At 68.0% G+C, this 26,473-nt stretch carries 25 protein-coding genes; 19 read left to right on the forward strand and 6 right to left on the reverse strand.

What is annotated here, in order from left to right; genetic code table 11:
- Positions 1 to 20: 20 nt before the first annotated feature.
- From truB to ACI7YT_RS07160, 7 genes are all read left to right on the forward strand, one after another.
- Complete coding sequence (truB, locus tag ACI7YT_RS07130; RefSeq protein ID WP_406249811.1) at positions 21 to 914, forward strand: tRNA pseudouridine(55) synthase TruB; 894 nt, start codon at positions 21 to 23, stop codon at positions 912 to 914.
- Positions 911 to 1,279, forward strand: coding sequence for a hypothetical protein (locus ACI7YT_RS07135; RefSeq protein ID WP_406249813.1), 369 nt, complete (start codon positions 911 to 913; stop codon positions 1,277 to 1,279). Before truB ends, ACI7YT_RS07135 begins: the two co-directional genes overlap by 4 nt.
- 26 nt (positions 1,280 to 1,305) lie before the next feature.
- Positions 1,306 to 1,725, forward strand: coding sequence for a hypothetical protein (locus tag ACI7YT_RS07140; RefSeq protein WP_406249815.1), 420 nt, complete (start codon positions 1,306 to 1,308; stop codon positions 1,723 to 1,725).
- Entirely contained in the window at positions 1,722 to 2,672 is a 951-nt protein-coding gene (locus ACI7YT_RS07145) for a bifunctional riboflavin kinase/FAD synthetase (protein ID WP_406249816.1), read from the forward strand. Before ACI7YT_RS07140 ends, ACI7YT_RS07145 begins: the two co-directional genes overlap by 4 nt.
- A gap of 45 nt (positions 2,673 to 2,717) precedes the next feature.
- Positions 2,718 to 3,086 carry a hypothetical protein gene (locus ACI7YT_RS07150; RefSeq protein WP_406249817.1) on the forward strand — a complete coding sequence of 123 codons (369 nt, stop codon included), beginning with the start codon at positions 2,718 to 2,720 and terminating at the stop codon, positions 3,084 to 3,086.
- Positions 3,087 to 3,240: 154 nt separating this feature from the next.
- Positions 3,241 to 5,388, forward strand: coding sequence for a DEAD/DEAH box helicase (locus ACI7YT_RS07155; protein WP_406249819.1), 2,148 nt, complete (start codon positions 3,241 to 3,243; stop codon positions 5,386 to 5,388).
- Between the two features lie 206 nt (positions 5,389 to 5,594).
- Complete coding sequence (locus ACI7YT_RS07160; RefSeq protein WP_406249821.1) at positions 5,595 to 6,623, forward strand: 6-phosphofructokinase; 1,029 nt, start codon at positions 5,595 to 5,597, stop codon at positions 6,621 to 6,623.
- A gap of 132 nt (positions 6,624 to 6,755) precedes the next feature.
- On the opposite strand, the gene ACI7YT_RS07165 is transcribed toward ACI7YT_RS07160, so the two are convergent.
- Positions 6,756 to 8,852, reverse strand: coding sequence for a S9 family peptidase (locus ACI7YT_RS07165; protein ID WP_406249822.1), 2,097 nt, complete (start codon positions 8,850 to 8,852; stop codon positions 6,756 to 6,758).
- A 156-nt stretch (positions 8,853 to 9,008) separates the two neighbouring features.
- On the opposite strand from ACI7YT_RS07165, the gene ACI7YT_RS07170 reads away from it, so the two are divergent.
- From ACI7YT_RS07170 to ACI7YT_RS07185, 4 genes are read left to right on the forward strand one after another with little or no spacing between them, the layout of a single operon-like run.
- The gene (locus ACI7YT_RS07170) at positions 9,009 to 10,322 is read left to right on the forward strand and encodes an anion permease (protein WP_406249823.1); all 1,314 of its coding nucleotides are present in this window, start codon (positions 9,009 to 9,011) and stop codon (positions 10,320 to 10,322) included.
- Positions 10,319 to 10,654: a peptidase gene (locus ACI7YT_RS07175; RefSeq protein ID WP_406249824.1), complete on the forward strand. Its 336-nt coding sequence runs from the start codon at positions 10,319 to 10,321 to the stop codon at positions 10,652 to 10,654. The genes ACI7YT_RS07170 and ACI7YT_RS07175 overlap by 4 nt, the downstream gene beginning before the upstream one ends.
- Before the next feature lie 20 nt (positions 10,655 to 10,674).
- Positions 10,675 to 11,598, forward strand: coding sequence for a metallophosphoesterase (locus ACI7YT_RS07180; protein WP_406249825.1), 924 nt, complete (start codon positions 10,675 to 10,677; stop codon positions 11,596 to 11,598).
- 53 nt (positions 11,599 to 11,651) lie between these two features.
- Positions 11,652 to 13,106 (forward strand): aspartate ammonia-lyase, encoded by a 1,455-nt coding sequence (locus tag ACI7YT_RS07185; protein WP_406249827.1) that lies wholly within the window; start codon positions 11,652 to 11,654, stop codon positions 13,104 to 13,106.
- Between the two features lie 9 nt (positions 13,107 to 13,115).
- On the opposite strand, the gene ACI7YT_RS07190 is transcribed toward ACI7YT_RS07185, so the two are convergent.
- Positions 13,116 to 13,985, reverse strand: a complete 870-nt coding sequence (locus tag ACI7YT_RS07190) for a fumarylacetoacetate hydrolase family protein (RefSeq protein ID WP_406249829.1) — start codon at positions 13,983 to 13,985, stop codon at positions 13,116 to 13,118.
- A gap of 59 nt (positions 13,986 to 14,044) precedes the next feature.
- Between ACI7YT_RS07190 and ACI7YT_RS07195 the strand changes: the two genes are divergently transcribed.
- The 3 genes from ACI7YT_RS07195 (at position 14,045) to ACI7YT_RS07205 (ending at position 16,740) form a co-directional block, all read left to right on the forward strand.
- A complete protein-coding gene (locus tag ACI7YT_RS07195; protein ID WP_406249830.1) occupies positions 14,045 to 15,490 on the forward strand; it encodes a PrsW family intramembrane metalloprotease in 1,446 nt (481 codons plus the stop codon).
- 191 nt (positions 15,491 to 15,681) lie between these two features.
- Positions 15,682 to 16,050 (forward strand): FKBP-type peptidyl-prolyl cis-trans isomerase, encoded by a 369-nt coding sequence (locus ACI7YT_RS07200; protein ID WP_406249832.1) that lies wholly within the window; start codon positions 15,682 to 15,684, stop codon positions 16,048 to 16,050.
- Positions 16,051 to 16,185: 135 nt separating this feature from the next.
- Entirely contained in the window at positions 16,186 to 16,740 is a 555-nt protein-coding gene (locus tag ACI7YT_RS07205; RefSeq protein WP_406249833.1) for a YceI family protein, read from the forward strand.
- 27 nt (positions 16,741 to 16,767) lie between these two features.
- On the opposite strand, the gene ACI7YT_RS07210 is transcribed toward ACI7YT_RS07205, so the two are convergent.
- Positions 16,768 to 18,051, reverse strand: a complete 1,284-nt coding sequence (locus tag ACI7YT_RS07210; RefSeq protein WP_406249835.1) for an MFS transporter — start codon at positions 18,049 to 18,051, stop codon at positions 16,768 to 16,770.
- A 146-nt stretch (positions 18,052 to 18,197) separates the two neighbouring features.
- Here ACI7YT_RS07210 and rpsO point away from each other — a divergent pair, with 146 nt between their 5' ends.
- The gene (gene rpsO, locus ACI7YT_RS07215; RefSeq protein WP_017203073.1) at positions 18,198 to 18,467 is read left to right on the forward strand and encodes a 30S ribosomal protein S15; all 270 of its coding nucleotides are present in this window, start codon (positions 18,198 to 18,200) and stop codon (positions 18,465 to 18,467) included.
- Between the two features lie 97 nt (positions 18,468 to 18,564).
- Here rpsO and ACI7YT_RS07220 read toward each other — a convergent pair whose 3' ends face one another.
- Both ACI7YT_RS07220 and ACI7YT_RS07225 read right to left on the reverse strand, forming a co-directional pair.
- Complete coding sequence (locus ACI7YT_RS07220; RefSeq protein WP_406249838.1) at positions 18,565 to 19,284, reverse strand: ankyrin repeat domain-containing protein; 720 nt, start codon at positions 19,282 to 19,284, stop codon at positions 18,565 to 18,567.
- A gap of 99 nt (positions 19,285 to 19,383) precedes the next feature.
- Positions 19,384 to 20,388 carry an isopenicillin N synthase family dioxygenase gene (locus tag ACI7YT_RS07225; RefSeq protein ID WP_406249839.1) on the reverse strand — a complete coding sequence of 335 codons (1,005 nt, stop codon included), beginning with the start codon at positions 20,386 to 20,388 and terminating at the stop codon, positions 19,384 to 19,386.
- A 143-nt stretch (positions 20,389 to 20,531) separates the two neighbouring features.
- On the opposite strand from ACI7YT_RS07225, the gene efeU reads away from it, so the two are divergent.
- Genes efeU through efeB form a run of 3 tightly spaced genes read left to right on the forward strand, consistent with a single transcriptional unit; the run spans position 20,532 to position 23,966 of the window.
- Complete coding sequence (gene efeU, locus ACI7YT_RS07230) at positions 20,532 to 21,467, forward strand: iron uptake transporter permease EfeU (protein WP_406249840.1); 936 nt, start codon at positions 20,532 to 20,534, stop codon at positions 21,465 to 21,467.
- Positions 21,464 to 22,696, forward strand: a complete 1,233-nt coding sequence (gene efeO, locus ACI7YT_RS07235; RefSeq protein ID WP_406249842.1) for an iron uptake system protein EfeO — start codon at positions 21,464 to 21,466, stop codon at positions 22,694 to 22,696. Before efeU ends, efeO begins: the two co-directional genes overlap by 4 nt.
- A 1-nt stretch (position 22,697) precedes the next feature.
- The gene (gene efeB / locus ACI7YT_RS07240; RefSeq protein ID WP_406249843.1) at positions 22,698 to 23,966 is read left to right on the forward strand and encodes an iron uptake transporter deferrochelatase/peroxidase subunit; all 1,269 of its coding nucleotides are present in this window, start codon (positions 22,698 to 22,700) and stop codon (positions 23,964 to 23,966) included.
- Between the two features lie 15 nt (positions 23,967 to 23,981).
- On the opposite strand, the gene ACI7YT_RS07245 is transcribed toward efeB, so the two are convergent.
- Positions 23,982 to 25,115, reverse strand: coding sequence for an acyltransferase family protein (locus ACI7YT_RS07245; RefSeq protein ID WP_406249845.1), 1,134 nt, complete (start codon positions 25,113 to 25,115; stop codon positions 23,982 to 23,984).
- A gap of 131 nt (positions 25,116 to 25,246) precedes the next feature.
- On the opposite strand from ACI7YT_RS07245, the gene ACI7YT_RS07250 reads away from it, so the two are divergent.
- Positions 25,247 to 26,473: an LLM class flavin-dependent oxidoreductase gene (locus ACI7YT_RS07250; RefSeq protein WP_406249846.1), complete on the forward strand. Its 1,227-nt coding sequence runs from the start codon at positions 25,247 to 25,249 to the stop codon at positions 26,471 to 26,473.

Genomic DNA, 26,473 nt, shown 5'->3' on the forward strand with positions numbered 1-26,473 from the left:
ACACGGCTTAGGCTGGGGGAATGGTCTCTCCCGGCATCCTGCTCGTCGACAAGCCGGGCGGTATCACCAGTCATGACGTCGTGGCACGCACCCGGCGGGCGTTCGGCACCCGCAAGATCGGGCACGCAGGGACGCTCGATCCCATGGCGACGGGTCTGCTGGTCCTCGGCATCGAGGGGGCGACCAGACTGCTCACCTACATCGTCGGCGCAGACAAGACCTACACGGCGACCATCCGGCTCGGCCAGACGACGACGACCGACGACGCCGAGGGCGAGGTCACGGCAGTCGGGGATGCCGCGGCCATCGCCGCGGTCACGGACGAACGGATCGCCGCGGGCGTCGCCGGCCTGACCGGTGCCATCTCGCAGGTGCCGAGCGCGGTGTCGGCGATCAAGGTCGACGGACGCCGCGCGTACGACCGCGTCAGAGCAGGGGAGACCGTCGAGCTCAAGGCACGGGAGGTCACGGTCTCGCGATTCACCGTGCTGGAGCGGCGCGAGAGCGCCGGGTCGATCGATCTCGACGTCGTGGTGGACTGCTCGTCCGGTACGTACATCCGTGCACTGGCACGCGATCTCGGTGCGGAACTCGGCGTCGGCGGTCACCTGACGGTGCTGCGGCGGACCCGGATCGGCCCCTTCGATGTCGCGGACTCCGTGTCGACGGATGACCTCGTCGGCGCTGCGACCATCGCTCCGGCCGAAGCCGCCTCGCGCGTGCTCACTCGACTCGATGTCTCCCTCGACGAGGCCCGAGATCTCCGTCACGGCAAGCGACTCGCAGGCCAGGCGTCCAGGGTGGACTCGTTCCCCGCTGCGGCCGTCGACCCCGACGGCGCGCTCGTCGGCATCGTCGAACGCCGCGGAGCAGACCTCAAGAGCGCGATGAACATGCCGGAGGAAGCGCGATGATCCTGTGGTTCACGATCCTGCAGATCGCCGTCGCGGTGGCCGCAGGTCTCTTCTGCATCGTCGCCGGCCTCATCGGGCGCCGACCGAGCGACTACACGGTGGGAAGCCTGGCGATCGTCGAACTGCTGCTGATCGTGCAGGTCGTGATCGCCATCGTGGCTCCGTTCGTCGGCAATCCGCCGACCGGTGACCTGCTGGAGTTCTGGGTCTACCTGGTCTCCGCGGTCCTGCTGCCGATCGGTGGCGCGATCTGGGCGCTCATGGAGCGCAGCCGGTGGAGCACGGTCATCCTCGGGGCGGTGGCGCTGGCCGTCGCGATCATGGCGTGGCGCATGCAGGTCATCTGGACCGTGCAGGTCGCGTGAATCGCGCGCCTAAACTGGAAGGCGCTATGACCACCACCGCCACCCGCACCAGGATGACCGGCGTCGGCCGCGTCCTCGTGATCGTCTACGCCGTGATGGCGCTCGCCGCCACCGGACGAAGCTTCGTCCAGATCGTGCAGCGCTTCGACGAGGCTCCGCTGAGTTATGCGCTCTCCGCTGTCGCCGCGGTCGTGTACATCCTGGCGACCCTGGCGCTGGTGCTCTCGAACCGCCGCGGGTGGTACACGATCGCGTGGATCGCGATCGTGTTCGAACTCGCCGGCGTGCTGATCGTAGGGACTCTGAGCCTGCTCTCTCCCGAGCTCTTCCAGCACGAGACCGTCTGGTCGCTGTACGGCCGCGGCTACCTGTTCATCCCGCTCGTGCTGCCCGTTTTCGGCCTCTGGTGGCTGCGTGCGCATCGACCGGGCGAGGTCGAGGGATGATCATCTTCCGCGACCCGTCGGAGGTACCCGATGACTTCGGTGCGTCCGTCGTCGCGATCGGCAAGTTCGACGGCGTCCACACCGGGCACCGCGCGGTCATCGCCCGTCTGCTCGAGGATGCCGAGGCCGCCGGAGCCCGCTCGGTCGCCGTGACGTTCGACCGCAACCCGCTCGCGGTGCTTCGCCCCGACCGGTGCCCGGAGAACGTCGTGAGCACCGAACGCAAGCTCGAGCTTCTGGGCGAACTCGGATTGGATGCCGTGCTCGTGCTGCGCTTCGATGAGGAGCTGGCCGGACTCGACGCCGTCGACTTCGTGCGGCAGATCCTCGTGGACGCACTGAACGCCTCCACGATCCTGGTCGGGCGCGACTTCCGTTTCGGGCGCGGTGGGGCGGGAACTCCGCAGCTGCTGCGCGAGCTCGGGCCCGAGCTCGGTTTCACAGTCGATGTCGTCGACGACGTCTTCCTGCCCGGCTCCGATCGCCGGGTGTCCTCCAGTTGGATCCGCGAGCTGCTGGCCGATGGCGCCGTCGAACAGGCCGCCGAACTGCTCGGGCGGGCACCGGACGTGCGAGGCGAAGTGGTGCACGGCCTCAAGCGCGGGCGCGAGCTGGGATTCCCGACGGCCAATCTGTCCGACGTCGTGGATGCGCTCGTCCCCGCGGACGGCATCTACGCCGGGTGGCTGGTCGATCATGACACCGGCATCCGGCATCCTGCCGCCGTCTCGGTCGGGACGAACCCGACCTTCGACGACGTCCCGCGTCGTCAGGTCGAGGCGCACGTGCTCGACGAGACGGCTCTGGATCTGTACGGGCATGACGTGACGGTGCAGTTCGCGCATCGCCTGCGCGGGATGGTCGCGTTCGAGGGCATCGAGAAGCTCAAAGTGCAGATCGGCGCCGACGTCGAGGCTGCGCGCGAGCTGCTGGCCGTGCAGCGCTGAGACAGGCTCTTCCGCGGGCAGGGGTCCTGCCCCTAGCATGAGCGCGTGGAACTGTGGCAGATCGTGGCGGCAGAGGTGCCCAAGTCGCCGAATCTCTGGGGAGCCCTGGGATGCGCGATGGCATACGCCGCCGCGCTGCTCGCTGCCCTGGACGCGTTCGCGGATCTGTTGCTGGCGCGGGGACAGTCCCTACCAGGCCGCCTCGGCGCCGCCCAGGGGCTCAAGTTCGGCGGCAAGCTCGCTGCGGCCGGGATCACCGTCAGCTCGGCGGGGATCGTCCTGGCGCTGGATGCCAATTGGTTCGCCCTCGCCGCGCTGTCAGTGACCTTCGCCGCCGTCATCGTGGTCGCGCTGTTCGCGATGCGCCGCGCCGGTCGGAGCGCTTCGGCGCCAGCCGGGGCGACGATGGCGTAAAATGGCCCCAGGCTCCGCAGCGCGTTCGATGTGACGAACGCGGGGGAGTCGGGTATCACCCCGTCCGCACGGTCCTGGCTGGCGCCACACGCGGACATCGAGAACGGCTCGGAGGCCGTCTGCGGCACTCCGGCGATTCACGCTCAGGAGGAGCATGCCGACTACGGCAACCGCCGCTACGCGGCGCAGGAAGACGTCCCGTCGAGACGACGAGGCACCGCTGATCCCGATCCTCGCGCGCAAGGTCCGCGAGGTGGAGGCGAAGGCGCAGCGAGGAAAGCTCGGCCCGACCAATCGGGTCAAGTTCCAGGTGATCGCCTTCCTGGTGCGCGAGGAGCGCGCCAGAGTGAAGGCGGATGCCGAGATCGCCGACTCGGCTCGTGCAGAGCTGCTCAAGCGCCTGGACGGGGTCGCGACGATCCTCGCCAAGACGGCGGCACGCGACACGTCGCTGATCCAGCTCCTGGAAGTGGATTCGGCCACGAGTCCCGTCGCCAAGCGGATGCGCAGGGACTGGTTGCTCGAGTCCGGTGCCGAGCTCGCGCCGGAAGAGCTGGTCATCACCGACATCGCCCCCGCGGCGCAGTCGCCGGTGGTCTCGGCCGCCGCGGCGGAGCGTCAGGTGACGCCGCCCTCGGTGGAAGCGCGACAGCTCGCCAACCCGTTCCTCGCACCCGACCTGACGCCGCGTGCCGCATCGACTCCACGCCGTCGCCTGGACGGCTGGGAACTGATGGGGCCGCTCTACAAGGCGTTCGAGACCGGCGCCGGCGGCGCGTCCGCGACGATGGACCTCCCGCCGACGCCCGAGTTCGACCACGTGTCCCCGAAGGGACTCGAGGTCATGGTGCACCAGTCGCGCTTCCTCGAGGCGGTCAAGGCCGGCCATCGCAGCTTCCTGCTGGCGGATGAACCCGGCCTCGGCAAGACCGCGCAGTCCGTGCTCGCCGCCTCCGTCGCCGGCGCGTACCCGTTGCTGGTCGTGGTGCCGAACGTCGTGAAGATGAACTGGGCGCGCGAGGTCGAGCGCTGGACGCCCCAGCGCCGTGCGACCGTCATCCAGGGCGACGGCACCGACATCGATGCGTTCGCCGACGTCTTCATCGTGAATTACGAGATCCTCGACCGCCATCTGTCCTGGCTCGGCTCGATCGGGCTGCGCGGCATGGTCGTCGACGAGGCGCACTTCATCAAGAACCTCACCTCGCAGCGCTCGCAGAACGTCCTGGCGCTGGCCTCGCGTGTGCGCGCCCAGACGCCGGGTGGCAACCCGCTCATGATGGCGCTGACGGGAACACCGCTGATCAACGACGTCGAGGACTTCGACGCGATCTGGCGGTTCCTGGGCTGGACGACGGGCGACAAGCCCGGATCCGAGCTCATGGAGAAGCTCGACGCGACGGGGCTCACACCGGCCGACAAGGCGTTCTACGCCGAAGCGCGCGACGCCGTCATCTCGATGGGCATCGTCCGACGCAAGAAGAAGGACGTCGCCGCCGATCTGCCGGACAAGCTCATCGCCGATCTGCCGGTTCAGCTGGACGACGAGTACGGCCGCAGCATCCGACAGGCGGAGCGCGAGCTCGGCGAGCGCCTGGCGGCCAAGTACCGCCGCATCATCCAGTCGCGGGGCGACCGGGGCCTGGCCGACGGCGAGATCGACGAGGACATCGTCCGGCTGGTCGCCAACGGCGAGCTCGAGGAGTCCAGGGCTGCGGGCACCGGGGGAGACAACGTCTTCACGATGGTCCGCAAGATCGGTCAGGCGAAGGCGCAGCTGGCTGCGGACTACGCCGCCCAGCTGCAGCGCTCGGTCGGCAAGGTCGTGTTCTTCGCCAAGCACATCGACGTCATGGATCAGGCCGAGGCGCACTTCGCGGCATCCGGCATCCGATACGTCTCGATCCGTGGCGACCAGACGACTCCGGCGCGTCAGCAGGCCATCGACGCCTTCAACGAGGATGAGAGCGTCGGCATCGCCGTCTGCTCGTTGACCGCGGCCGGCGTCGGGCTCAACCTGCAGGCGGCGTCGAACGTCGTGCTGGCCGAGCTCAGCTGGACCGCTGCCGAGCAGACGCAGGCGATCGATCGCGTGCACCGCATCGGTCAGGACGAGCCGGTCACCGCGTGGCGCATCATCGCGGCGCACACGATCGACACGAAGATCGCCGAACTCATCGACCAGAAGCAGGGGCTTGCCGCTCGTGCACTGGACGGCGAGGCCGTGACGGAGACGGCGAGCGAGTCCGTGCAGCTGGCGGCGCTCATGCACCTGCTGCGGCAGGCGCTGGGCGGCGAATAGGCGCTAAAGATCGACGCTTCTTGCGCGCGCTCGCGACCGATTCGGCCGCGAGCGCGCGAAGATCGTCGAGATTGTGTTCCGGGGGTCGTAAGAACCGCTGTTTTCGTCGCCTCGAATGGCGCCGAAGGCGTCATCGGCACTAGTGTCGATCGCAGGCAGCGTCGCCTCGTCCACCCTCTCCCACCCGAACGAGTGAAGGCAGCAGCATGAAGATCGGCATCCTCACATCAGGCGGCGACTGCCCCGGCCTCAACGCGGTCATCCGCGGCATCGTGCTCAAGGGCACCACATCGTACGACCTCGAGTTCGTCGGCATCCGCGACGGGTGGCGCGGCGTCGTCGAGGGCGACTTCATGCCTCTCACCCGGCACGAGGTGAAGGGCCTGTCCAAGGTGGGCGGCACGATCCTCGGCACCAGCCGCACCAACCCCTACGAGGGGGAGCGCGGCGGCGCGGAGAACATCGCCAAGACCCTTTACGGGCACAAGATCGACGGCATCATCGCGATCGGCGGCGAGGGCACGCTGGCCGCGGCCGACCGCCTGTCCAAGGACGGCATCAAGGTGCTCGGCGTGCCGAAGACCATCGACAACGACCTGCAGGCGACCGACTACTCGTTCGGCTTCGACACCGCACTGAACATCGCGACCGACGCCATGGACCGCCTGCGCACCACCGGCGACTCGCACCAGCGCTGCATGGTCGCGGAGGTCATGGGCCGGCACGTCGGCTGGATCGCCCTTCATGCCGGCATGGCGGCCGGTGCGCACGTCATCTGCATCCCCGAGGTGCCGATGTCGATCGACGAGATCGCCGAGCTGGTCACCAGCGCTCACGACCGCGGCCGCGCGCCGCTGGTCGTCGTGTCCGAGGGCTTCAAGCTCAAGGGCATGGATGAGGCCTTCAGCGACAAGGGCCTCGACGCGTTCAACCGGCCCCGGCTCGGTGGCATCGGCGATCAGCTGGCCCCCGAGATCGAGCGCATCACCGGCATCGAGACGCGTGCGACGATCCTCGGACACATCCAGCGCGGCGGCTCGCCGTCCGCGTTCGATCGCGTCCTGGCGACGCGTCTCGGGCTCCACGCAGCCGACGCGATCATGGAAGGCGCCTGGGGTCAGATGGTAGCCATGCAGGGCACCGACATCGTTCGGGTGCCGTTCGCCGACGCGCTCGGCGAGCTGAACACGGTGCCGCGCTACCGCTACGACGAGGCCGCTGCCCTCTTCGGCTGATTCAATCGGGGTTGAGCCCCGGTGCGTTCGGTCACACTTCGGGCGGCTTCGCCATCGCGGACGCCGCCCCAGCTGTGACCGTTGTGACCGAACGCCGCAGGACAGGCGGACGGCGCCGACACGGAATGAGCGCTACTCGGCCAGCCCCAGCACGTCCAGCATCCAGGCGAGCTCGAAGGCGCGCTCGCGCCACGAGTTGTACCGGCCGCTGACGCCGCCGTGGCCTGCGACCATCTCGCACTTCATCAACACGTCCGCGGCACCCGCCTCGCGGAGCCTCGCGACCCATTTCGCCGGCTCCACGTAGGCCACGCGCGAGTCGTTGAGCGATGTCATCGCAAGGATCCGCGGGTAGCGCACGCCTTCGCGCACGTTCTCGTACGGGCTGTACGACTTCATGTACGCGTACACGTCGGCATCGTGGAGCGGGTCGCCCCATTCGTCCCACTCGATGACCGTCAGCGGCAGCGAGGGGTCCAGGATCGTCGTCAGTGCATCCACGAACGGCACTGCTGCGAGGATGCCGCCGAACAGCTCCGGTGCGAGATTCGCCACGGCGCCCATGAGCAGCCCGCCGGCACTGCCGCCCTCGGCGACCATCCGCTCCGGCGTGGTGACGCCCGTCGACACGAGATGCTCGGCACATGCGACGAAGTCCGTGAACGTGTTGCGCTTGTGCCGCAGCTTGCCGTCCTCATACCACTGCCGGCCCATCTCGCCGCCGCCGCGCACGTGGGCGACCGCGAAGACGACGCCGCGGTCGAGTTCGCTCAGTCGTGCAATGGAGAACCCCGGGTCGATCGAGTGCTCGTAGGACCCGTAGCCATACAGGTGCAGCGGTCTCGGGGCGTCGCCCGGCGCGCCGAAGGATCGCTTCCACACCAGTGAGATCGGCACCTTCGTGCCGTCGGATGCCGTGGCCCACGCCCGCTCCTGCCCGTATTCGGCAGGGTCGTATCCGCCGAGCACCGGCTGCTGCTTGCGCACGACGAGGTCGCGGGTGCTCAGCTCGAGGTCGTACACGGTTCCTGGTGTGACGAACGACCCGTATCCGAGGCGGAGGAACGGCGAATGCCACTCCGGGTTCCCGCTGACGCCGGCCGAGTAGAGGGGCTCGTCGAAGTACAGCTCGTCGACGGCATCCGTCGCATAGTCGAGCAGACCGACCCGTTCGGTTCCGTCGCGGCGGTACTCCACCGTCGCGAAATCGCGGAAGGCGTCCATGCCCAGCAGACGCCGTCCTGGCTCGTGCGGGATGACCACGTGCCGTTCCGAGAGCGGGGCGGATGCCGAGACGGACACGAGCTCGAAGTCGAGGGCGTCGTCGTTGTGCAGGATGAGGAGGCGATCCTCACCGTCCACGACGGCGTGGTCGATCGAGTACTCGACGCCCTCGCGGCGCGGCCAGATGAGTTGCGGTTCGGCGGTGAGATCGCCGGACAGGTCGAGAAGATACTCCTCGCTGGTGATGCTCGACCCGACGCCGATCACGAGGTACTTCCGGCTGCGGGTGATGCCGGCGCCGAGCCAGAACTTCTCGTCGGGCTCGTGGAAGAGCTTCACGTCGTCCGCCACAGGAGTGCCGATTCGGTGCAGCCACAGAGTGTCGGGGCGCCACGCGTCGTCGCGCGTCGTGTACAGGATGCCGGTGCCGTCCGGCGTGAAGAACGCGCCCGACGTGTTCGGGATCTCGTCGGCGGACGTCTCGCCGGTGGTGAGGTCGCGCACGTGCACGGTGTAGAGCTCGTCGCCGTCGAAGTCGGTCGACCACAGCAGCTTCGTGGCGTCGTCCGAGGTGTCGAAGGCGCCGAGCGCGAAGAACTCGTGACCTTCGGCCTCGGCATTGCCGTCGAGCAGGATCTGTTCGCCCGGTACCGGCACGCCCGCTTCGAGCACCGGGGGAGTCCAGTCGTCCGGTTCCGCTGCGGCACGGCAGTGGATGCCGTACTGAGCGCCTTCCTCGGTACGGCTGTAGTACCACCAGTCGCCGCGGCGGGTCGGCACGGACAGGTCGGTCTCCTGGACGCGGCCCTTGATCTCCTCGAAGATCCGCTCGCGCAGCCCTTCGAGGTGCGAGGTCGCCTCGTCGGTGTACGCGTTCTCCGCCTCGAGATGACCGATCACCTCGGGGGCGTCCTTGTCGCGGAGCCACTCGTACGGATCGTCGAACACATCACCGTGATGGCTGCGGACATGGGAGCGGCGGGCTGCGGCGGGGGCGTCGGTCACCGTTCCCACGTTAGCCGAGGTCGAGTTGACCGGCGCCGACGACGGTGGGAGGATTCTCGGGGGCCGGCAAACGGAAGTAAAACCCACGGTGAACTCTTCGTTCACCACGTCGATCACGTCGACACCTCCCTCTTCCCGAACGACCGAAAGCGAACGGTGGAAACCGCAGCCCTCATCGTCGTGCTGGTGATCCTGCTGGCACTCTTCTTCGACTTCACGAACGGCTTCCACGACACCGCGAATGCGATGGCCACTCCCATCGCCACCGGTGCTCTCAAGCCCAAGACCGCTGTCCTCCTGGCCGCCGTGCTCAATCTGGTCGGCGCCTTCCTGTCCACGGAGGTGTCCAAGACGATCTCCGGCGGGATCATCAGAGAAGACGCGATCATGGAATCCGGCGCCGAGCTCTTCCTCGCGCTGATCTTCGCCGGACTCATCGGCGCGATCACCTGGAACATGCTCACGTGGCTGCTGGGTCTTCCCTCCAGCTCCTCGCACGCCCTGTTCGGCGGCCTGATCGGCGCGACCCTGGTCGGCGCAGGTCTCGGCGCGATCGATTTCGGCATGGTGCTGTCCAAGATCGTTCTTCCCGCGCTCATCGCCCCGTTGACGGCGGGCATCATCGCCTTCGCCGCGACCAAGATCGCGTACACGATCACGCGGCGGTACGACAACAAGCCCGATGGCCGCGACGGCTTCCGCTGGGGCCAGATCTTCACCTCGTCATTGGTCGCTCTCGCGCACGGCACGAACGACGCGCAGAAGACGATGGGCGTGATCACGCTCGCGCTGATCACCATCGGGTGGCAGTCCGCCGACCACCACGAGCCCGAATTCTGGGTGATCGTCGCGTGTGCGTTCACGATCGCACTCGGCACCTACCTCGGAGGCTGGCGGATCATCCGCACGCTGGGCAAGGGCCTCACCGACGTCAAGCCGGCGCAGGGCTTCTCCGCCGAGAGCTCGACCGCCGCGACCATCCTCGCCTCCAGCGCCCTCGGCTTCGCACTGTCCACCACCCAGGTCGCCTCCGGATCGGTGATCGGCTCCGGACTCGGTCGTCGCGGCTCCACCGTGCGCTGGCGGACCGCCGGTCGCATCGCGATCGGCTGGCTGCTGACTCTTCCGGCCGCCGGCGCTGTCGGCGCGCTCGCCGCACTGCTGGTCGTCTGGCTCGGACCCTGGGGAGTCGCGATCGATGCCGTGCTCGCGGTCGTGATCATCCTCGCGCTCTTCCTCCGTTCGCGTCGCAACGCGGTCACGTCCGCGAATGCGATGAGTGACGTCGCCGAGTCCGGTCACGTGGTCGAACTCCCCGACACGCCGCCGCCGACGCGCCGGCAGCAGCGCATCGACCAGGCACGCGCCGAGGCGAAGGCGCGTCAGAAGGCCAAAGCGGATGCCAAGGCGAGTGCCAAGGCGAACAAGAAGCAGAAGCAGGCCACCACGACCAAGGAGAAGAGCGAATGAGCGTCTCCATCGATTGGCTCGCCTTCCTCCAGGTGTTCGTGGCGGCGCTCATCGGCGCCGTGGCGATCGTCACGTTCTACGCGACCGGGCTGCGCCTGCTGGTCCGCAGCGGTCACGCCCCCGTCGTCAGCCCCGCCGAGTTCACCGACGCGATCACCGTGATCGGCGAGAAGGAGCTCAAGCGCGCGGAGAAGCAGGCGGCCAAGGCGGCGAAGAAGAGCCCGCTGACGGACGGCCAGAAACGTCTCGCCCTGATCGGCGCGTACGCCTGCTTCGCGATGTGCGCCGCGGCCGTGGTCGCCGGCATCCTGCTCATCGTCATCGGCCACTGACCTCGACGTAGGCTGGGCCCATGCCTGGCCCCTACGTCTTCGGTCGCCATCAGCCGGCGTCGCACACGATCATCCACGTCAGCGATCCGCACTTCCTCGCCGGAGGTGCGCAGCTGGCCGACCGCTTCGACGTCGAGCAGACTTTCGCTCGCACGCTCGACGCGATCCGTGCGGTGCATCCTGCGCCGTCCGCGATCGTCGTCACCGGCGACCTCACCGACCTCGGCGAGCCCGACGCCTATCGGCGGTTGCGTGACGCCGTCGAACCGCTGGCCGACGACCTCGGCGCCCCTGTCGTCTGGGTCGCAGGCAACCACGACGAGCGTCCGGTGCTGCGGCGGGAGCTTCTGGATGCCGCGGCCACGGAGGATCCCGTCACGGGCGTCTGGGATCTCGACGGTCTGCGGCTGATCGCACTGGACACCTCGGTGCCCGGTTGGCATCACGGCGACCTCGACGAGGCGCAGCTCGCCTGGCTGAAGGAGCAGCTGAGCACGCCGTTGCCGCACGGCACGCTGCTGGCGATGCATCATCCGCCGTTGCCCAGCCACCTGCCGCTGTTCGACATCCTCGAGCTGCGTCACCAGGACGAACTCGCGGCCGTGATCCGCGACACGGATGTCCGCGGCATCCTGGCGGGGCATCTGCACTACTCGTCGCACGGCACCTTCGCCGGCGTCCCGGTGAGCGTCGCCTCGGCCACCTGCTACACCATGAACGTCGCGCGCCCTGCACCGGATGTCAACGGAATGGATGCCGCGCAGTCGTTCCAACTGGTGCATGTCCACGACGACACGATCACGCACACCGTGGTGCCGGTGACGGATGCCGAGACCGCAGACATCTTCTCCGAGGCCTGGTTGGAGAGCATGGCGGTGCTGTCGCCCGGCCAGCGGCTGGAGGCGTTCTCCCGGAAGCCGGGATGGCGCAGTGCAGCCGACTAGACTGGGAGCATCCCCCGCTTCTCACTCAGCCACGACCCACGAGGATGTGACACATGGCCGCTGACGCGCCTGCCCTGACCCGTACCGAGACCGATTCGCTCGGCAGCATGGAGATTCCTGCGGAGGCCTATTGGGGCATCCACACGGCCCGTGCCGACGCGAACTTCCCGATCAGCAAGCGGCCGATCTCCGTCTATCCGGATCTCATCAGGGCGCTCGCGATGGTGAAGCAGGCGAGTGCACGCGCCAACAAGGAGATCGGCGTGCTCGACGCCGAGCGGGCGGATCTCATCGATGCCGCAGCGCAGCGGGTGATCGACGGCGAGTTCCACGAGCAGTTCACCGTCGGTGTGATCCAGGGCGGCGCCGGTACGTCGACCAACATGAACGCGAACGAGGTCATCACCAACATCGCGCTCGAGATGGCCGGCCGCGCCAAGGGCGACTACGCGTTCCTGTCGCCGATCGACCACACGAACCGCAGCCAGTCCACGAACGACGTGTACCCGACCGCCATCAAGGTCGGCCTGTCGCTGACGCTGCGCTCGCTGCTCGAGGAGTTGGATCTGCTGCGGCGTTCGTTCCTCGCGAAGGCAGGGGAGTTCCACGGCGTCCTCAAGGTCGGCCGCACGCAGCTGCAGGATGCCGTGCCCATGACGCTCGGCCAGGAGTTCCACGGCTTCGCCACGACCCTCGGCGAGGACCACAGCCGACTGACCGAGAACGCGTCTCTGATGTTCGAGGTCAACATGGGCGCCACGGCGATCGGCACGGGGATCACGACCCACCCCGACTATGCGCCGTCTGTGATCAAGCATCTGCGAGCGATCACGGAGCTGGACCTGTCGACCGCGACCGACCTGGTGGAGTCCACCAGCGACACCGGTGCGTTCATGTCGTTCTCCTCGTCGCTCAAGCGCAACGCCATCAAGCTGTCCAAGATCTGCAACGACCTGCGTCTGCTGTCCTCGGGTCCGCAGGCCGGATTCGGCGAGATCAACCTTCCGCCCAAGCAGGCCGGATCCAGCATCATGCCCGGCAAGGTGAACCCGGTCATCCCCGAGGTCGTCAATCAGGTCGCGTTCTCGGTCGTCGGCGCCGACGCCACGGTGACGATGGCGGTCGAGGGCGGGCAGCTCCAGCTGAACGCGTTCGAGCCGGTGATCGCGCACTCGATCTTCCAGTCGATCACCTGGATGCGTCAGGCGATGTGGACGCTGCGCGTCAACTGCGTCGACGGCATCACCGCGAACACCGACCGTCTCGGGGCGATGGTGGGGGCGTCGGTCGGTGTGATCACGGCGCTCACGCCGTTCATCGGCTACGCGGCGGCCGCGGCGCTGGCCAAGACCGCGCTGCTCACGAACCGCAACGTCGCCGACCTCGTCGTCGAGGCGGAGCTCATGACGCGCGATGAAGTCACCAAGCAGTTGTCGCCGGCACGCCTGTCCGGTCTCGAGGCGGTGACTCAGGCGATTCCGATCATCACCCCTGAAGTCAGCGGCTGATCCGGAGGCTCAGTCGTAGATCCGGCAGTGCGTCGTGAGCTCGCCGATGCCGTCGATGCCCACGGTAACCGTCGATCGGTCGCGGAGGAAGATCTGGGGGTCGCGCGAGTAGCCGGCGCCGCCCGGGCTGCCGGTGGAGATGAGGGTGCCGGGCAGCAGAGTGATCGACTGGGACAGATGGGCGACGAGCTTCGCCACGGACCGCACCATCTGTCCCGTCGACGCATCCTGCACCGTGCGGCCGTCGACGACCGTCCAGATGTGCAGATCCTGCGGATCCGCGACCTCGTCGGCGGTCACGGCGACGGGACCCGTCGGCGTGAAGCCGTCGAACGACTTACATCGCGACCACTGCGCCTCGGCGAACTGGATGTCGCGGGCGGTGATGTCGTTGACGACGGTGTAACCCCAGACATGGGAGAGCGCCTCGTCGACGGAGACGTCCTTCGCGGGGCGCCCCATGATCACGCCGAGCTCGGCCTCGTAGTCGACCGATTCGCTGAGCGATCGCGGCCAGCCGGTGGTCTGCTCGTGGCCGGTGAGCGAGTTGGGCCACAGTGTGAACACCGTCGGGGCTGTGTCGGTCTTGAGCCCGAGCTCGCTCGAATGCGCCGCGTAGTTGAGGCCGACGGCGAGGACGACGGGCGGGTTGATGATCGCGGAGGCCCACCCGAAACCGGGGAGCGGATGCCGTGGTGCGGTGCCCTTCGCCAGAGCGGCCCGCACGGCATCCAGTGCCTGATCGCCGGCCTCGATGAGGTGCTGCAGCGTCGCGGGAGCATTGTCGAGGAGATCGGAGACGAGGATCGCGTCCGCACCGTCGATGACCGCGAGCGCGGCGTCGGGCGAGTCGGAACGCACCAGATGGGCGAATCGCATGCTCCTACGCTACCCGGAGCACCGGCGGCGGCGGGTGTCGGTGGCTCTAGGCTCTACCTATGACCTCCGGAGGATCCGACCAGCCTCAGCAGCCCTACACGCCGCCACCGGCTCAGCCGCCCGTCCCGCCGCAGCAGCAGGTCCCGCCGCCGCAGGGATATGCGCAGGCTCCGCATGCGCCGTACGGTCAGCCTCCGCAGCCACGGTACGCGCCGCCCGCGCAGCCTCGGACACCGCCGCGCCCTGCGCCCGCCGCGCCGCAGGCGCAGCAGGTGCCGCAGCCGGCTGCACCCCGGCCTCTGTACGCGCCGCCGCAGCAACCGCAGTACGCGCCCGCGCAGTTCGGTCGCCCCGTCTATGCCTCGGCACTTGCCCAGCCCGTCGTCTACACGCCGCCCGCAGCCCCAGCGGCACCCGCTCCGGCTCCGGCGATCCCCGAGCTGCCGATGCCGGTGCGGAAGGGGCGCACTGTCTCGATCTGGCTGTTCGGCGTTCTCGGCTTCCTGCTGATAGCCCTCGCCGGTTACTTCGTCTGGGCGCTGGGCTCCGTGGCATCGATCATCGGACTCGTGCTGGCGTTGATCCCGCTCGCGATCGTCTTCTTCGGGGTGCGCCTCATCGACCGCTGGGAGCCAGAGCCCAAACGCATCGTGATCTTCGCCATCGCCTGGGGAGCGATCGCGGCCGTCGGGCTCACGCTGCTGGTCGATGTGATGTTCGGCGTGGACGACCTCGACACGGCGGCGGTGATCCAGGCGCCGATCGTCGAGGAGCTGTTCAAGGGCCTGGGGGTCTTCCTCATCTATCTGATGGCACGACGCACGTTCGACGGTCCCGTCGACGGGATCGTCTACGGGGCACTGGTGGGCGCGGGCTTCGCGTTCACGGAGAACATCCAGTACTTCGCCATCAGCCTGATCGAGGGCGGGGGAGAGCAGCTGACCATGACGTTCGTGCTGCGGGGACTCATGTCGCCGTTCGCGCACGCGATGTTCACCGCCCTCACCGGATTCGCGATCGGATTCGCCGCCCGGCGCGGGGCCTCGGTCGGCGGGGTGCTGGGCGCCGGGGCGCTCGGCCTGCTGGGTGCGATGCTGCTGCACGGTTTCTGGAACGGCTCGGCGACGTTCGCGAACTTCTTCCTGCTGTACGTGACGCTGCAGGTGCCGCTGTTCGTCGGCTTCATCCTCGGCATCGTCGCGCTCAAGCGCGAGGAGGCGCGCCTGACCAGGGAGCGCCTGTCGGAGTACGCGGTCGCCGGATGGTTCACACCGCAGGAGATCGACATGCTCGCAACGCCCGCCGGGCGCAAGGTCGGGCTCAGATGGGCGGCGACGCTGCGCGGCGACCGGCGTCCGGTCATGCGCGGCTTCATCAAGGACGCCACCGCGCTCGCCGCCGTCCGCCAGCGAGCGATCACGGGGCGCGACGCGTATGCGGCCGAGGACGAGCGCGCCCTGCTGATGCGCACCAGGGCCGCGAGGGCGGCGCTGCTGGCGTACTGATCTCGCATCAGGTACTTGACACCGATCATGACCGGGTGCACCCTGGTCTCAGATCAACTCAGCGCCCGGGAGTCATGCAGGCATCGCCGCAGCACCGGGCGCTGAGTCTGTCCGCACCCGGTGCCGATCTGTTCGCTCTGGGCACGTCCCGTCGCGTTGACCGTCGATCCGGCCTCGGGTTGTATGGAGGCATGACTGATCGCACGAAGCCTGAGTTCGACGCTCCCGCCGGTCCCGCTCCTTTGGAGCTCGTGGTCCGAGACATCATCGAGGGCGACGGCCCCGAGGCCAAGCCCGGCGACACCGTGACCGTGCACTACGCCGGGGTCGAGTTCGACTCCGGCGAGGAGTTCGACTCCTCCTGGGGCCGCGGCGAGACCATCCAGTTCCCGCTGCGTGGTCTGATCCAGGGCTGGCAGGACGGCATCCCCGGCATGAAGGTCGGCGGACGTCGCGAGCTCGTCATCCCGCCGCACCTCGCCTACGGACCCGCGGGCGCCGGCCACTTCCTCTCCGGCAAGACCCTGATCTTCATCATCGATCTCGTCGCCGTCGGCTGATCGCTCGAAGGCCTCCGTCTCCATCGGGACGGGGGCCTTCGTCATGTCATCAACTGTTCGGAATATATTCACGCGCATACGAGTTACCCTGTATCGAACGCCGCGCACGCGGCCCGACTTTCTCGAGGAGAGCACATGACCACCATCGACGTTCCCGGCTACCGCGCAGGAACCTGGGTTCTGGACCCCGCGCACAGCGAGGTCACCTTCAGCGTCCGCCACATGATGATCTCGAAGGTCCGCGGGACCTTCGGCATGAAGAGCGCGACCCTGGTGGCTCCGGAGAACCCCCTGGATGCCAAGGTCACGGCCAGCGTCGACGTCACGTCGGTCGACACCAAGGACGAGGGCCGCGACACGCACCTGCGCTCTGCCGACTTCTTCGACGCCGAGAACCACCCCACGATCGAGTTCGTCTCCACCGGCGCCCGCGTCGAGGACGGAGACTTCTTCGTGGACGGCGACCTGACCATCCGCGGCACCACGAAGCCGGTCAGCTTCGCGTTCGACTTCGGCGGCTTCGGCGTCGACCCGTGGGGCAACTACAAGGCCGGCGCCTCGGCGACCACCACGGTCAACCGGGAGGACTTCGGTCTCACCTGGAACGCCGCTCTCGAAACCGGCGGCGTCCTCGTCGGCAAGGACATCACGATCAACCTCGACCTGCAGGGATCCCTCCAGCAGGACTGATCGCGTCGCCGGAGAACCCCGAGCCCCTCAGGGCTCGGGGTTCTCTGCGTCGTAGGCGCGGAAACGCGGGTGCAGCCGCACGAGCATCGCCACGAGCACGATGACCAGGATGCCGCCGAGCAGCGGAGGGAACCACAGTGCGGTGAGGGTCGCGAGCGTACCCGCATAGAGAGCCCCGAGACGCGGGCCACCGGCGACGACGACGATGAAGATCCCCTGCAGGCGGCCTCGGATGCCATCCGGCACGGCGGCCTGCATCATGGTGTTCCGATAGATCGAACTGATGTTGTCGGCGGCGCCGGAGACGGCCAGAGTCACGCACGCGAGGATGATCAGCGCGACGCGCGGGGAGGCCTCCGTCGCGGGCGGCGATATCGTACCCAGCACCAGCACCAGGCCGAATGCCAGGATCGATGCCCCGTACACGCTGATGGCGCGCTGGATGCCGCGGCCGTGCCAGCGATATCGCACGACGCGGCCGGAGAAGAGGCTCGACAGGAACGTTCCGGCCGCGACGGCGGCCGTCAGGACTCCGGTCGTGACGGCACCACCGCCCAGCAGCACCGTTCCCAGAGCGGGGAAGAGGGCCAGCGGCTGACCGAACGTCATGGCGATGATGTCCAGCAGGTACTGCATCCGGATGTTCCCGGCGCGCCTGAGGAATCGCCAGCCGTCGACGAGGGATTCCAGACCCGGCCGCGCGACCGGTCCCTCCGGGCGCAGCGCGGGCAGTGTCCACAGCCCCAGGAACATGGCCAGCATGAGCCCGACGTCGATCGTGTAGGTCCAGCCGTAGCCGGTCGTCGCGACGAGGATGCCTGCGAGCGCCGGCCCCACCATGACCATGAGTCCGATCGTGACGCCGTTCAGTGCGGATGCCGCGGCCAGCAGGTCGCGCGGGAGCAGCCGTGGCACGATCGCCGTGCGCGTCGCCATGCCGACCGAGTTCGCGGCGGAGTTGATGATGCTCAGCGCATACAGCCACCAGATGGTCTCCAGCTGCGTCCAGGTGAGCACAGCGAGCATGGCCGTGGACGCGAAGGTGATGACCGCCGCGACGAGCGCCACCGTGCGTCGGTCGAACGCGTCCGCCAGCATTCCGCCGTAGATGCCGGCCAGGATCATCGGCACGAGACCGGCGAACGCGATCATGGAGACTGCGAACGTGCTGCGCGTCAACTCGAACACGTGCAGCATGACGGTGACGATCGTGAGCTGACCGCCGAGCCCAGCCAGCGTCGAGCCGATCCACATCCGGGTGAAGGCGCCGCTGGCCCGGAACGGGCGCAGGTCGATCAGGGCGGAGGGCACCTTCCGAGGCTATCGGCCTGCGAACGTCACGGCTTCGCCCGCAGGCTGGTAGACTCGTTCAGTTGCCGTTCGATCGGCCGCGGATAAAGAGAGCCCACGCATCAGGCGTCGGGCGCCGCGCAACAAGCAGAGAGGGGATCGAATCTATGGCACTGGAAGCAGACGTCAAGAAGGCGATCATCGAAGAGTACGCGACGCACCCCGGTGACACCGGATCCCCCGAGGTGCAGGCCGCGATGCTGACGCAGCGCATCAAGGACCTCACCGAGCACCTCAAGGAGCACAAGCACGACCACCACTCGCGTCGTGGCCTGTTCCTGCTCGTCGGTCAGCGCCGTCGTCTGCTCGGCTACCTCCAGAGCGTCGACATCGAGCGTTACCGCTCGCTGATCGCACGCCTGGGCCTTCGCCGATAACGCGGAGCGAGCCAGCGTACAATCGCGCAGAACATTCTTGAGAAGGCCTCCCCACCCGGTGTGGGGAGGCCTTCGTCATGCGCGGTGTCCGTTCTGATCAGGACGCCGCATCGAGCAGCGTGACGATGTCGTCGAAACCGGCCCGTGCGGCGAGTTCGCGCGGTGTCGTCCCTTCGCCGTCCGCGAGGGTCGGGTCCGCTCCTGCCTCCAGCAGAAGACGTACGGTGGTGACCTGATCCGCAGATCCGTCGCCGAGCACGATCGCCTCGTGGATCGCGGTCCAGCCCAGGTCGTTGACGTGATCCAGCGGTACTCCTGCGTCGATGAGGATGCGCACCGTCGACACGTGTCCGTGTTCGCTCGCGGGTATGAGGGCCGTCCCCCCGAAGCGGTTCGTACTGGCCACGTCGGCGCCGTGGGCGAGCGTCGCCCGCAGGATGTCGTCGAGGCCCTCGGCGCCGGCGTACAGGAAGGCGGAGTCGTGGATGGCGTCCTGCGCGTTCGGGTCCGCTCCAGCGTCGAGCAGGGCGAGCGCGATCTCTGTGCGGCCGGCCTTCGTCGCAGCGATCAGCGGCGTGGCATCGCCTTCGCCGCGTGACTCGAGGTCGGCGCCGGCATCGATCGTCTGCTGTGCGCTCGCGACATCGTCTCTCGCGATGGCCTCCCACAGGGCGGCGGTGGGGTCATGGTCGGCGCCCGGCTCCGGTGTCGCGGTGGCGGTGCAGCCGGTGGCGGTCAGCACAGCGAGAGCGACGGCGGTGGTCAGGAGTGCGCTCGTGATCGATCGTCGGCCTCTGGGATGGTTTCGGGCAAGCATTCGGAGCCTTTCGCAGGGCGGATGGGACGATCAGCATCCCAGATCCGCTGCCGCGCGCGCGTCATCCGATCGGCTATGAATGCTTCAGCGGTGTCGGCGTCAGGCGCTCTGCCCGACGAGATCCGCGTGGTGGATCGCAGCGACGTCGGGGTGGGCGCGCAAGCGCGATTTGAGGGCGTTCTCGCCGTACAGGCTGTGGATGGGGTTGCGCGGATCCTGCGTCACACCGGTGGCCTGAGCGGCGAGTTCGGCCGGGAGATCGATGATCGGCAGCTTCCTGTCCAGCGCCGGGTTGAAGAAGAACGGCACGGAGATGCGCTCTTCGGGCGCCTTCGGAGAGATGACGCGGTGGTTCGTGGCCTTCAGGTACCCGCCGGTGGCGTACTCCAGCAGTTCGCCGATGTTCACCACGAAAGCGCCGTCGACCGGCGGGGCGGCGACCCATTCGCCGTCGCGCTCGACCTGCAGACCGCCCTTGCCCGGCTCGACCCAGAGCAGTGTCAGGACGCCGGAATCCTTGTGCGCCCCGACTCCCTGCTGCGGTTCGGGCTCATGCGTGCCGGGGTATCGCACGATCTTGATCAGCGTCGAGGGCTCGCCGAAGTTCGCCTCGAAGTAATCCCCGTCCGCGCCGAGTGCGAGCGCCCACGCGCGCAGGAGCTTCCGTGCCACATCGCTGAGCTTCGCGTGCCATTCCAGCACGACCTCCTGCAGTTCGGGCTGGGCGGCAGGCCACAGGTTGGGGCCGATGAGGCGGTTGAAGGCCGGGCCGCCGTCGACGACCTGTCGCTCCGGACCGATGTCGATCTGCTCACGCCAGTCCACCTGGCCCTGGGTGCGTTCTCCGCCCACGCGCGTGTATCCGCGGAAGTGCGGACTGTTGATGTTCTCGATCGCGAGCTTGTCCGCCTCGGGGAGGGCGAAGAAGTCCAGAGCGGCGCGGTGCAGGCGTGCGGTGAGCTCAGGGGACACGCCCGTGCCGGTGAGGTAGAAGAATCCGACATCGTGCGTCGCGGCGCGCAGATCCTCGCGGAACCGCGCAGCGGCCTCGGGGCCTGCATCGAGGCGGGACAGGTCGAGGATCGGAAGGTTCAGATCAGCCATGACCCGAGGCTAAGCCCGGTTCGTCGAGGGCGTCGAGCCGTGTTGCGCCGCGTTACCGCAGCAGCGCAGGCCGGCTGCCCGCCTGCGTGGTACCTTCGGTTAGGTAAGGCATCCCTTACTCAAGTCTCCGAGGAGTCCCCACCGTGCTCGCGACCTTCCTCATCGGCCTGCGCGAGGGTCTCGAGGCCGCACTCGTGGTCGGCATCCTCGTCGCCTATCTGTCGCGGCTCGGACGCGGCGATGTCCTGCCGCGGCTGTGGGCCGGAGTCGGCATGGCCGTCGCACTCGCCCTCGGCGTCGGCGCCGTGCTCACGTTCGGGGCGTACGAGCTGACCTTCGTCGCGCAGGAGCTGATCGGCGGAATTCTCTCCCTGCTGGCGGTCGCGATGGTGACCTGGATGATCTTCTGGATGCAACGGGCCGGACGCACGATGAAGAACGCGCTCGAGGGAGGCATCGACCGGGCGCTCGCGACGGGCGGGATGTGGGCGATCGTGCTCATCGGATTCGTCTCCGTCGCGCGGGAGGGCATCGAGACGACGCTGCTGCTGTGGTCGATGGTGCAGTCGTTCGGCAGCGCACCGCAGGCGCTGCTCGGTGCTGTCCTCGGTCTCGCGTGCGCCGCCGTCGCAGGGGTCCTGATCGCCCGTGGAGCCGTGCGCCTGGACCTTCGTCGATTCTTCGCGTGGACCGGGGCCTTCCTCGTCGTCGTCGCAGCCGGCGTCCTCGCCTACGCCGTCATGGACCTGCAGGAGGCCGGCGTCCTGCCGGGCCCGTTCACCGCCGGCGCGCCGATCGATCGGGCCACCGGCGCGGTCGCCGTCGGGTTCACCGGATTCCCGTTCGGCTGGGCCTTCGACATCAGCGCCGTGATCGCGCCAGGCGGTGCGCCGGCCGCCGTGCTGCAGGCGGTCTTCGGATTCATGCCGGCGATGACCTGGCTGCAGGTCATCGCCTGGACGCTGTACGTCGGCGTCGTCGGCTCGTTCTACCTGCGCGGCCTGGCGCGGCGCACGCCCTCCGGCGCGGATGCTGCGGTTTCGGCATCCGCACCGCCCATCACCCAAGGAGCATCATGACCACTTCCCTTCGACTGCTCGGCATTCTGGCGGCGACCGGAACCGCCGCTCTCGTCCTCTCGGGCTGCGTCGCGAAGAGCGACGCAGAGGATGCCTCGGCCCTGACCGTCTCATCGACCGACAGCTCGTGCGAGGTCTCGGACGCGTCCACCGCGAGCGGCACCGTGACCTTCGAGGTCGTCAACGACACCGACCAGGTCACCGAGTTCTACCTGCTGGCGGAGGACGGCCTGCGCATCGTCGGCGAGGTCGAGAACATCGCACCGGCTGCTTCCCGCACATTGACCGTCGTGGCGCAGCCCGGCGAGTACTACACCCTGTGCAAGCCGGGCATGATCGGCGAGGGCGTCGGCAGATCCGCCTTCACCGTGACCGGTGAGACGGTTGCGATCGAGGGGGAGGACGCCGAGCAGAAGCAGCAGGCCGTCGACCTCTATGCGGCGTTCGTGAAGGATCAGGTCGGACGCCTGCTTCCCTCGGTAGAAGAGTTCGTCGCCGCGTACGAGTCCGGTGACGACGAGACCGCTCGGGAGCTGTTCCCGCAGACGCGTGCGTACTACGAGCGCATCGAGCCGGTCGCCGAATCACTGGGCGATCTGGATCCGCGCATCGACTACCGAGAGGTGGATGCTGTGGCGGAAGGCCTGGACTGGACCGGATTCCATCGCATCGAGAAGGACCTCTGGATTCCCGCCGAGGACGCGCTGAACGCCGACGCGGTGACGCCCGCCTGGCAGGACTGGGCGCCGTCGACGGTCGCCGAACGCGCCGACTACGGAGACATGCTGCTCGCCGACGTTCAGGAGCTCTACGACTACGTGCACTCCTCGGACTTCGTCGATGCGCTCGACGCGCAGGGGATCGCCGGCATCTCCAATGGCGCCATCGCCCTGCTGGACGAGGTCGCCACCGGCAAGATCACCGGTGAGGAGGACTGGTGGTCCGGCACGGACCTGTGGGACTTCGCCGCGAACGTCGAAGGATCGAAGATGGCGTTCTCGCTCGTGCGCGACCTCGCCATCGCCCAGGGCGAGGACGGGGCGGCCATGGTCGAACAGATCGATGCCGGTTACGCGGACCTGGAATCCGTGCTGGCCGAGCAGGGATCCCTCTCCGAGGGGTTCGTCTCCTACGACGAGCTGACCGATGACGACAAGCGAGAGCTCACCGACCTGATCAACGCGCTGGCCGAGCCGCTGTCGCAGCTCACCGGCACCGTGCTTTCCTGACATGAGCGAGCAGTCGCCGTCCGAACAGTCGGTCCAGGGTGTCAGCCGTCGCGGCCTGTTCGGGATCGCGCTCGGCGCCGGGGCTGCCGGCCTCGTGGCCGGTGTCGGTGCGAGCGCCGCGGTCGGGGCGTCGCTCGCGAACGCCGCGGCCGAGCCCGCTTCGCCGCACGCGTTCTTCGGTGCGCATCAGGCCGGGATCGCGACGCCGGTGCAGGAGCACCTGCACTTCGCGGCCTTCGACATGATGCCGCGCGCAGAACGAGCCGACCTCATCTCACTGATGAAGGACTGGTCGTATGCCGCGGCGCGCCTGACCCAGGGGCTCGAGGTGAGCGCGACCGGCGCGGTGGGAGGTGACCCCGAGGCGCCGCCGGATGACACCGGCGAGGCGCTCGGGTTGCCGTCGGCGGCGCTGACGATCACCTTCGGCTTCGGCCCGACGCTGTTCGGCGGCGAGGACGGCGACCGGTTCGGGATCGCGACTCGGCGCCCGGCGGCGCTCGAAAGGCTGCCGGCGTTCCTCGGCGACGACCTTGACCCGGCCGAGAGCGACGGCGATCTCTGTATCCAGGTGTGCGCGGATGACCCGCAGGTCGCGGTGCACGCCATCCGCAACCTGTCCCGGATCGCGTTCGGCCGCGCGCGCCTGCGCTGGTCGCAGTTGGGATATGGCAGGACGTCGCGCACCAGCACGGATCAGGCCACACCGCGAAACCTCTTCGGTTTCAAGGACGGCACGGCCAACGTCCTCGGCACCGATTCGGATGCGCTGAACACGCACATCTGGGCGTCAGAGTCCGACGGCCCCGCATGGTTCGCGGGCGGCTCGTACCTCGTCGCGCGCAAGGTGGCGATGCTCATCGAGACGTGGGATCGCGTTCGGCTGGCCGAGCAGCACCGCATTATCGGGCGCGACAAGGCCGACGGTGCTCCGCTGTCCGGAGGCGACGAGTTCGCGCGACCCGACTTCTCCGGAACCGCGATCGACGCGGACAGCCATGTCCGTCTCGCGCACCCGGACGCGAACGACGGCATCCGGCTCCTCAGGCGCGGCTTCAACTACGTCGGCGGGAACAACGAGCTCGGCCGGCTCGATGCGGGACTGTTCTTCCTGTCGTACCAGCGCGATCCGTCGCAGTTCATCACGGTGCAGCGTCGGCTGTCGACGGATTTGATGAACGAGTACATCCGGCATGTCGGATCAGGCGTCTGGGCGGTCCCGCCGGGAGCAGAAGCCGGATCATTCGTGGGCGCGGGGCTGTTCGCGTGACGCGTGACCGCGATGCTACGTGCGCGGCCGCCGAGACCCGGTCGGGTCGCTGCGCCGAGCGGGGTCTGGTACGAGCGAACGTTCGCGGAACAGCCACGCCGGTCGCGGTTCGACCAGCGGTCGGAACAGCCATCTCACCGGCTTGGTGGCCAGGACCACGGCGATGCCGACGGAGAGCAGGATGACGCTGGGCAACCACAGCCAGGTCGGCTCCGCGTCGCGCAGGATGCCGGACTCGCGGAACGGATACAGCACGAACGAGTGCAGCAGATAGACGTACATCGTGTACTGGCCGAACTGGGTCCACCAGGTGGTGCGACGGGGGATGAGGACGAAGAACGCCGCGCTCAGCAGCAGCCCGACGGCGATCAGCGCGAGACGCACGCCGCCCGACCACCAGGCGTCGCTGCCGAGATCCGCGTAGGAATCGTCGTAGAAGAACCATTTGTCCAGGTCGACGCTCGACCAGATCTCCACCCAGTTCCACGCCACGAACCCGTCGATCACGAAGATCACGACCGCGACGACGCGCAACCACCATGGTCGGAAATCGATCAGCCGGAAGCGGTCGACGATGTCGTGCTCACGCAGCCACCAGCCGAGCACGAAGAACGGCAGGAAGCCGAGGGTCCGCGACAGCGAGAACGTGCTGTCCACATTCGGCAGGTAGCCGGCGCCGATCGAGATCAGCAGCGCCCACAGCAGGGGCCACCGCAGCAGGGCGAGGTAGGGGAGCACGAGCCGGAAGATGCCGAGCGCGAGCAGGAACCAGAGCGTCCAGGACGGCTCGGTGAGATTGGGAGAAGCCTGACCTTCGACGAGCCACTTGGTGAGCGTCCACAGCATCTCGAAGATGACGTACGGCACCAGGATGTCGGTGATGATGCGGGCCATCTGTCGCTTGGTCGGCGGTGCGGACTTCGAGAAGTATCCGGCGATGATCGCGAACGCGGGCATGTGGAAGGCGTAGAACGAAAGGTACAACGCCATGGCGATGTCGGAGTCGTAGGTGAGACGCTGGATGGCATGTCCCAGCACCACCAGTACGATGCAGGCGTATCGGGCGTTGTCCCAGAACGGAACTCGGCGACGGGGCCGCGGAGTCGATCCGGTGATGGGGCCGGTCGGAGGCTGCGCGGCACTGCTCATGCTCCGAGGCTACCCGGCGTCCGGCTGAACATCCGGGGAATAAAGTTGTGCGCGTCGCGTTGACACAGATACATTCAAGTGAATAGAAACGGACGCCACCGCATCCGTTCTGGAGAAACACGGAGCATCACATGAGCGAGCAGACCGTCACAGCGGGGATGCAGTTCGGCATCTTCAGCGTCAGCGACATCACGCAGAACCCCGTCACGGGCGAGACGCCCAGTGAGGCGCAGAAGATCAAGGACGCGATCACGATCGCGAAGCACGTCGAGGACGTGGGACTCGACGTCTACGCGATCGGCGAGCACCACAACCCGCCTTTCTGGTCCTCCTCGCCGTCGACCACGCTCGCCGCGATCGCCGGGCAGACCGACCGGGTCATCCTCTCGACGTCGACCACGCTGATCACGACGAACGACCCGGTGAAGATCGCCGAGGACTTCGCGATGCTCCAGCACGTGTCGGACGGACGCACCGACATCATGATCGGGCGGGGCAACACCGGTCCGGTGTATCCGTGGTTCGGCAAGGACATCCGCCAGGGCCTCCCGCTCGCGATCGAGAGCTACAACCTGCTGCACCGCCTGTGGCGCGAGGACGTCGTGGACTGGGAGGGCAAGTTCCGCACCCCGCTGCAGGGCTTCACCTCGACACCTCGTCCGCTGGACGGCGTCGCGCCCTTCGTCTGGCACGGTTCGATCCGCACCCCCGAGATCGCCGAACAGGCCGCCTACTACGGCGACGGATTCTTCGCGAACAACATCTTCTGGCCGAAGGAGCACTACCAGCGGCTCATCGAGCTGTATCGCCAGCGGTGGGCGCATTACGGTCACGGCGCGCCGGAGACGGCGATCGTCGGACTCGGCGGCCAGGTCTTCATGCGGGCGAATTCGCAGGACGCCGTGAACGAGTTCCGCCCGTACTTCGACAACGCGCCCGTCTACGGACACGGCCCCAGCATGGAGGACTTCACCGAGATGACGCCGCTGACGGTCGGCTCGCCGCAGCAGGTCATCGACCGATACGCCGCCATGCGCGAGACCTTCGGCGACTACCAGCGCCAACTGTTCCTCATCGACCACGCCGGTCTTCCGCTGAAGACGGTGCTCGAACAGCTCGACATCCTCGGCGGCGAGGTCGTGCCGGTGCTGCGCCGGGAGTTGGCGAAGAACCGCCCTGCCGCCGTTCCGGATGCTCCGACGCACGCGTCGCTGGTCGCTGCGGCCTACGGCGACGGGCCCGTGCGCGAAGCGCGCCCCGGCGCGAACCGCGGTGACAACCTCACCGCAGGGTCCCCGTACCAGGACACTCCGCAGCCCGCGGGTGCATCATTCGGCCTCGGCCGGAAGGAGGCATGA

Origin of the sequence: Microbacterium sp. M (assembly GCF_045181065.1) — a bacterium.
Lineage (GTDB): Bacteria > Actinomycetota > Actinomycetes > Actinomycetales > Microbacteriaceae > Microbacterium.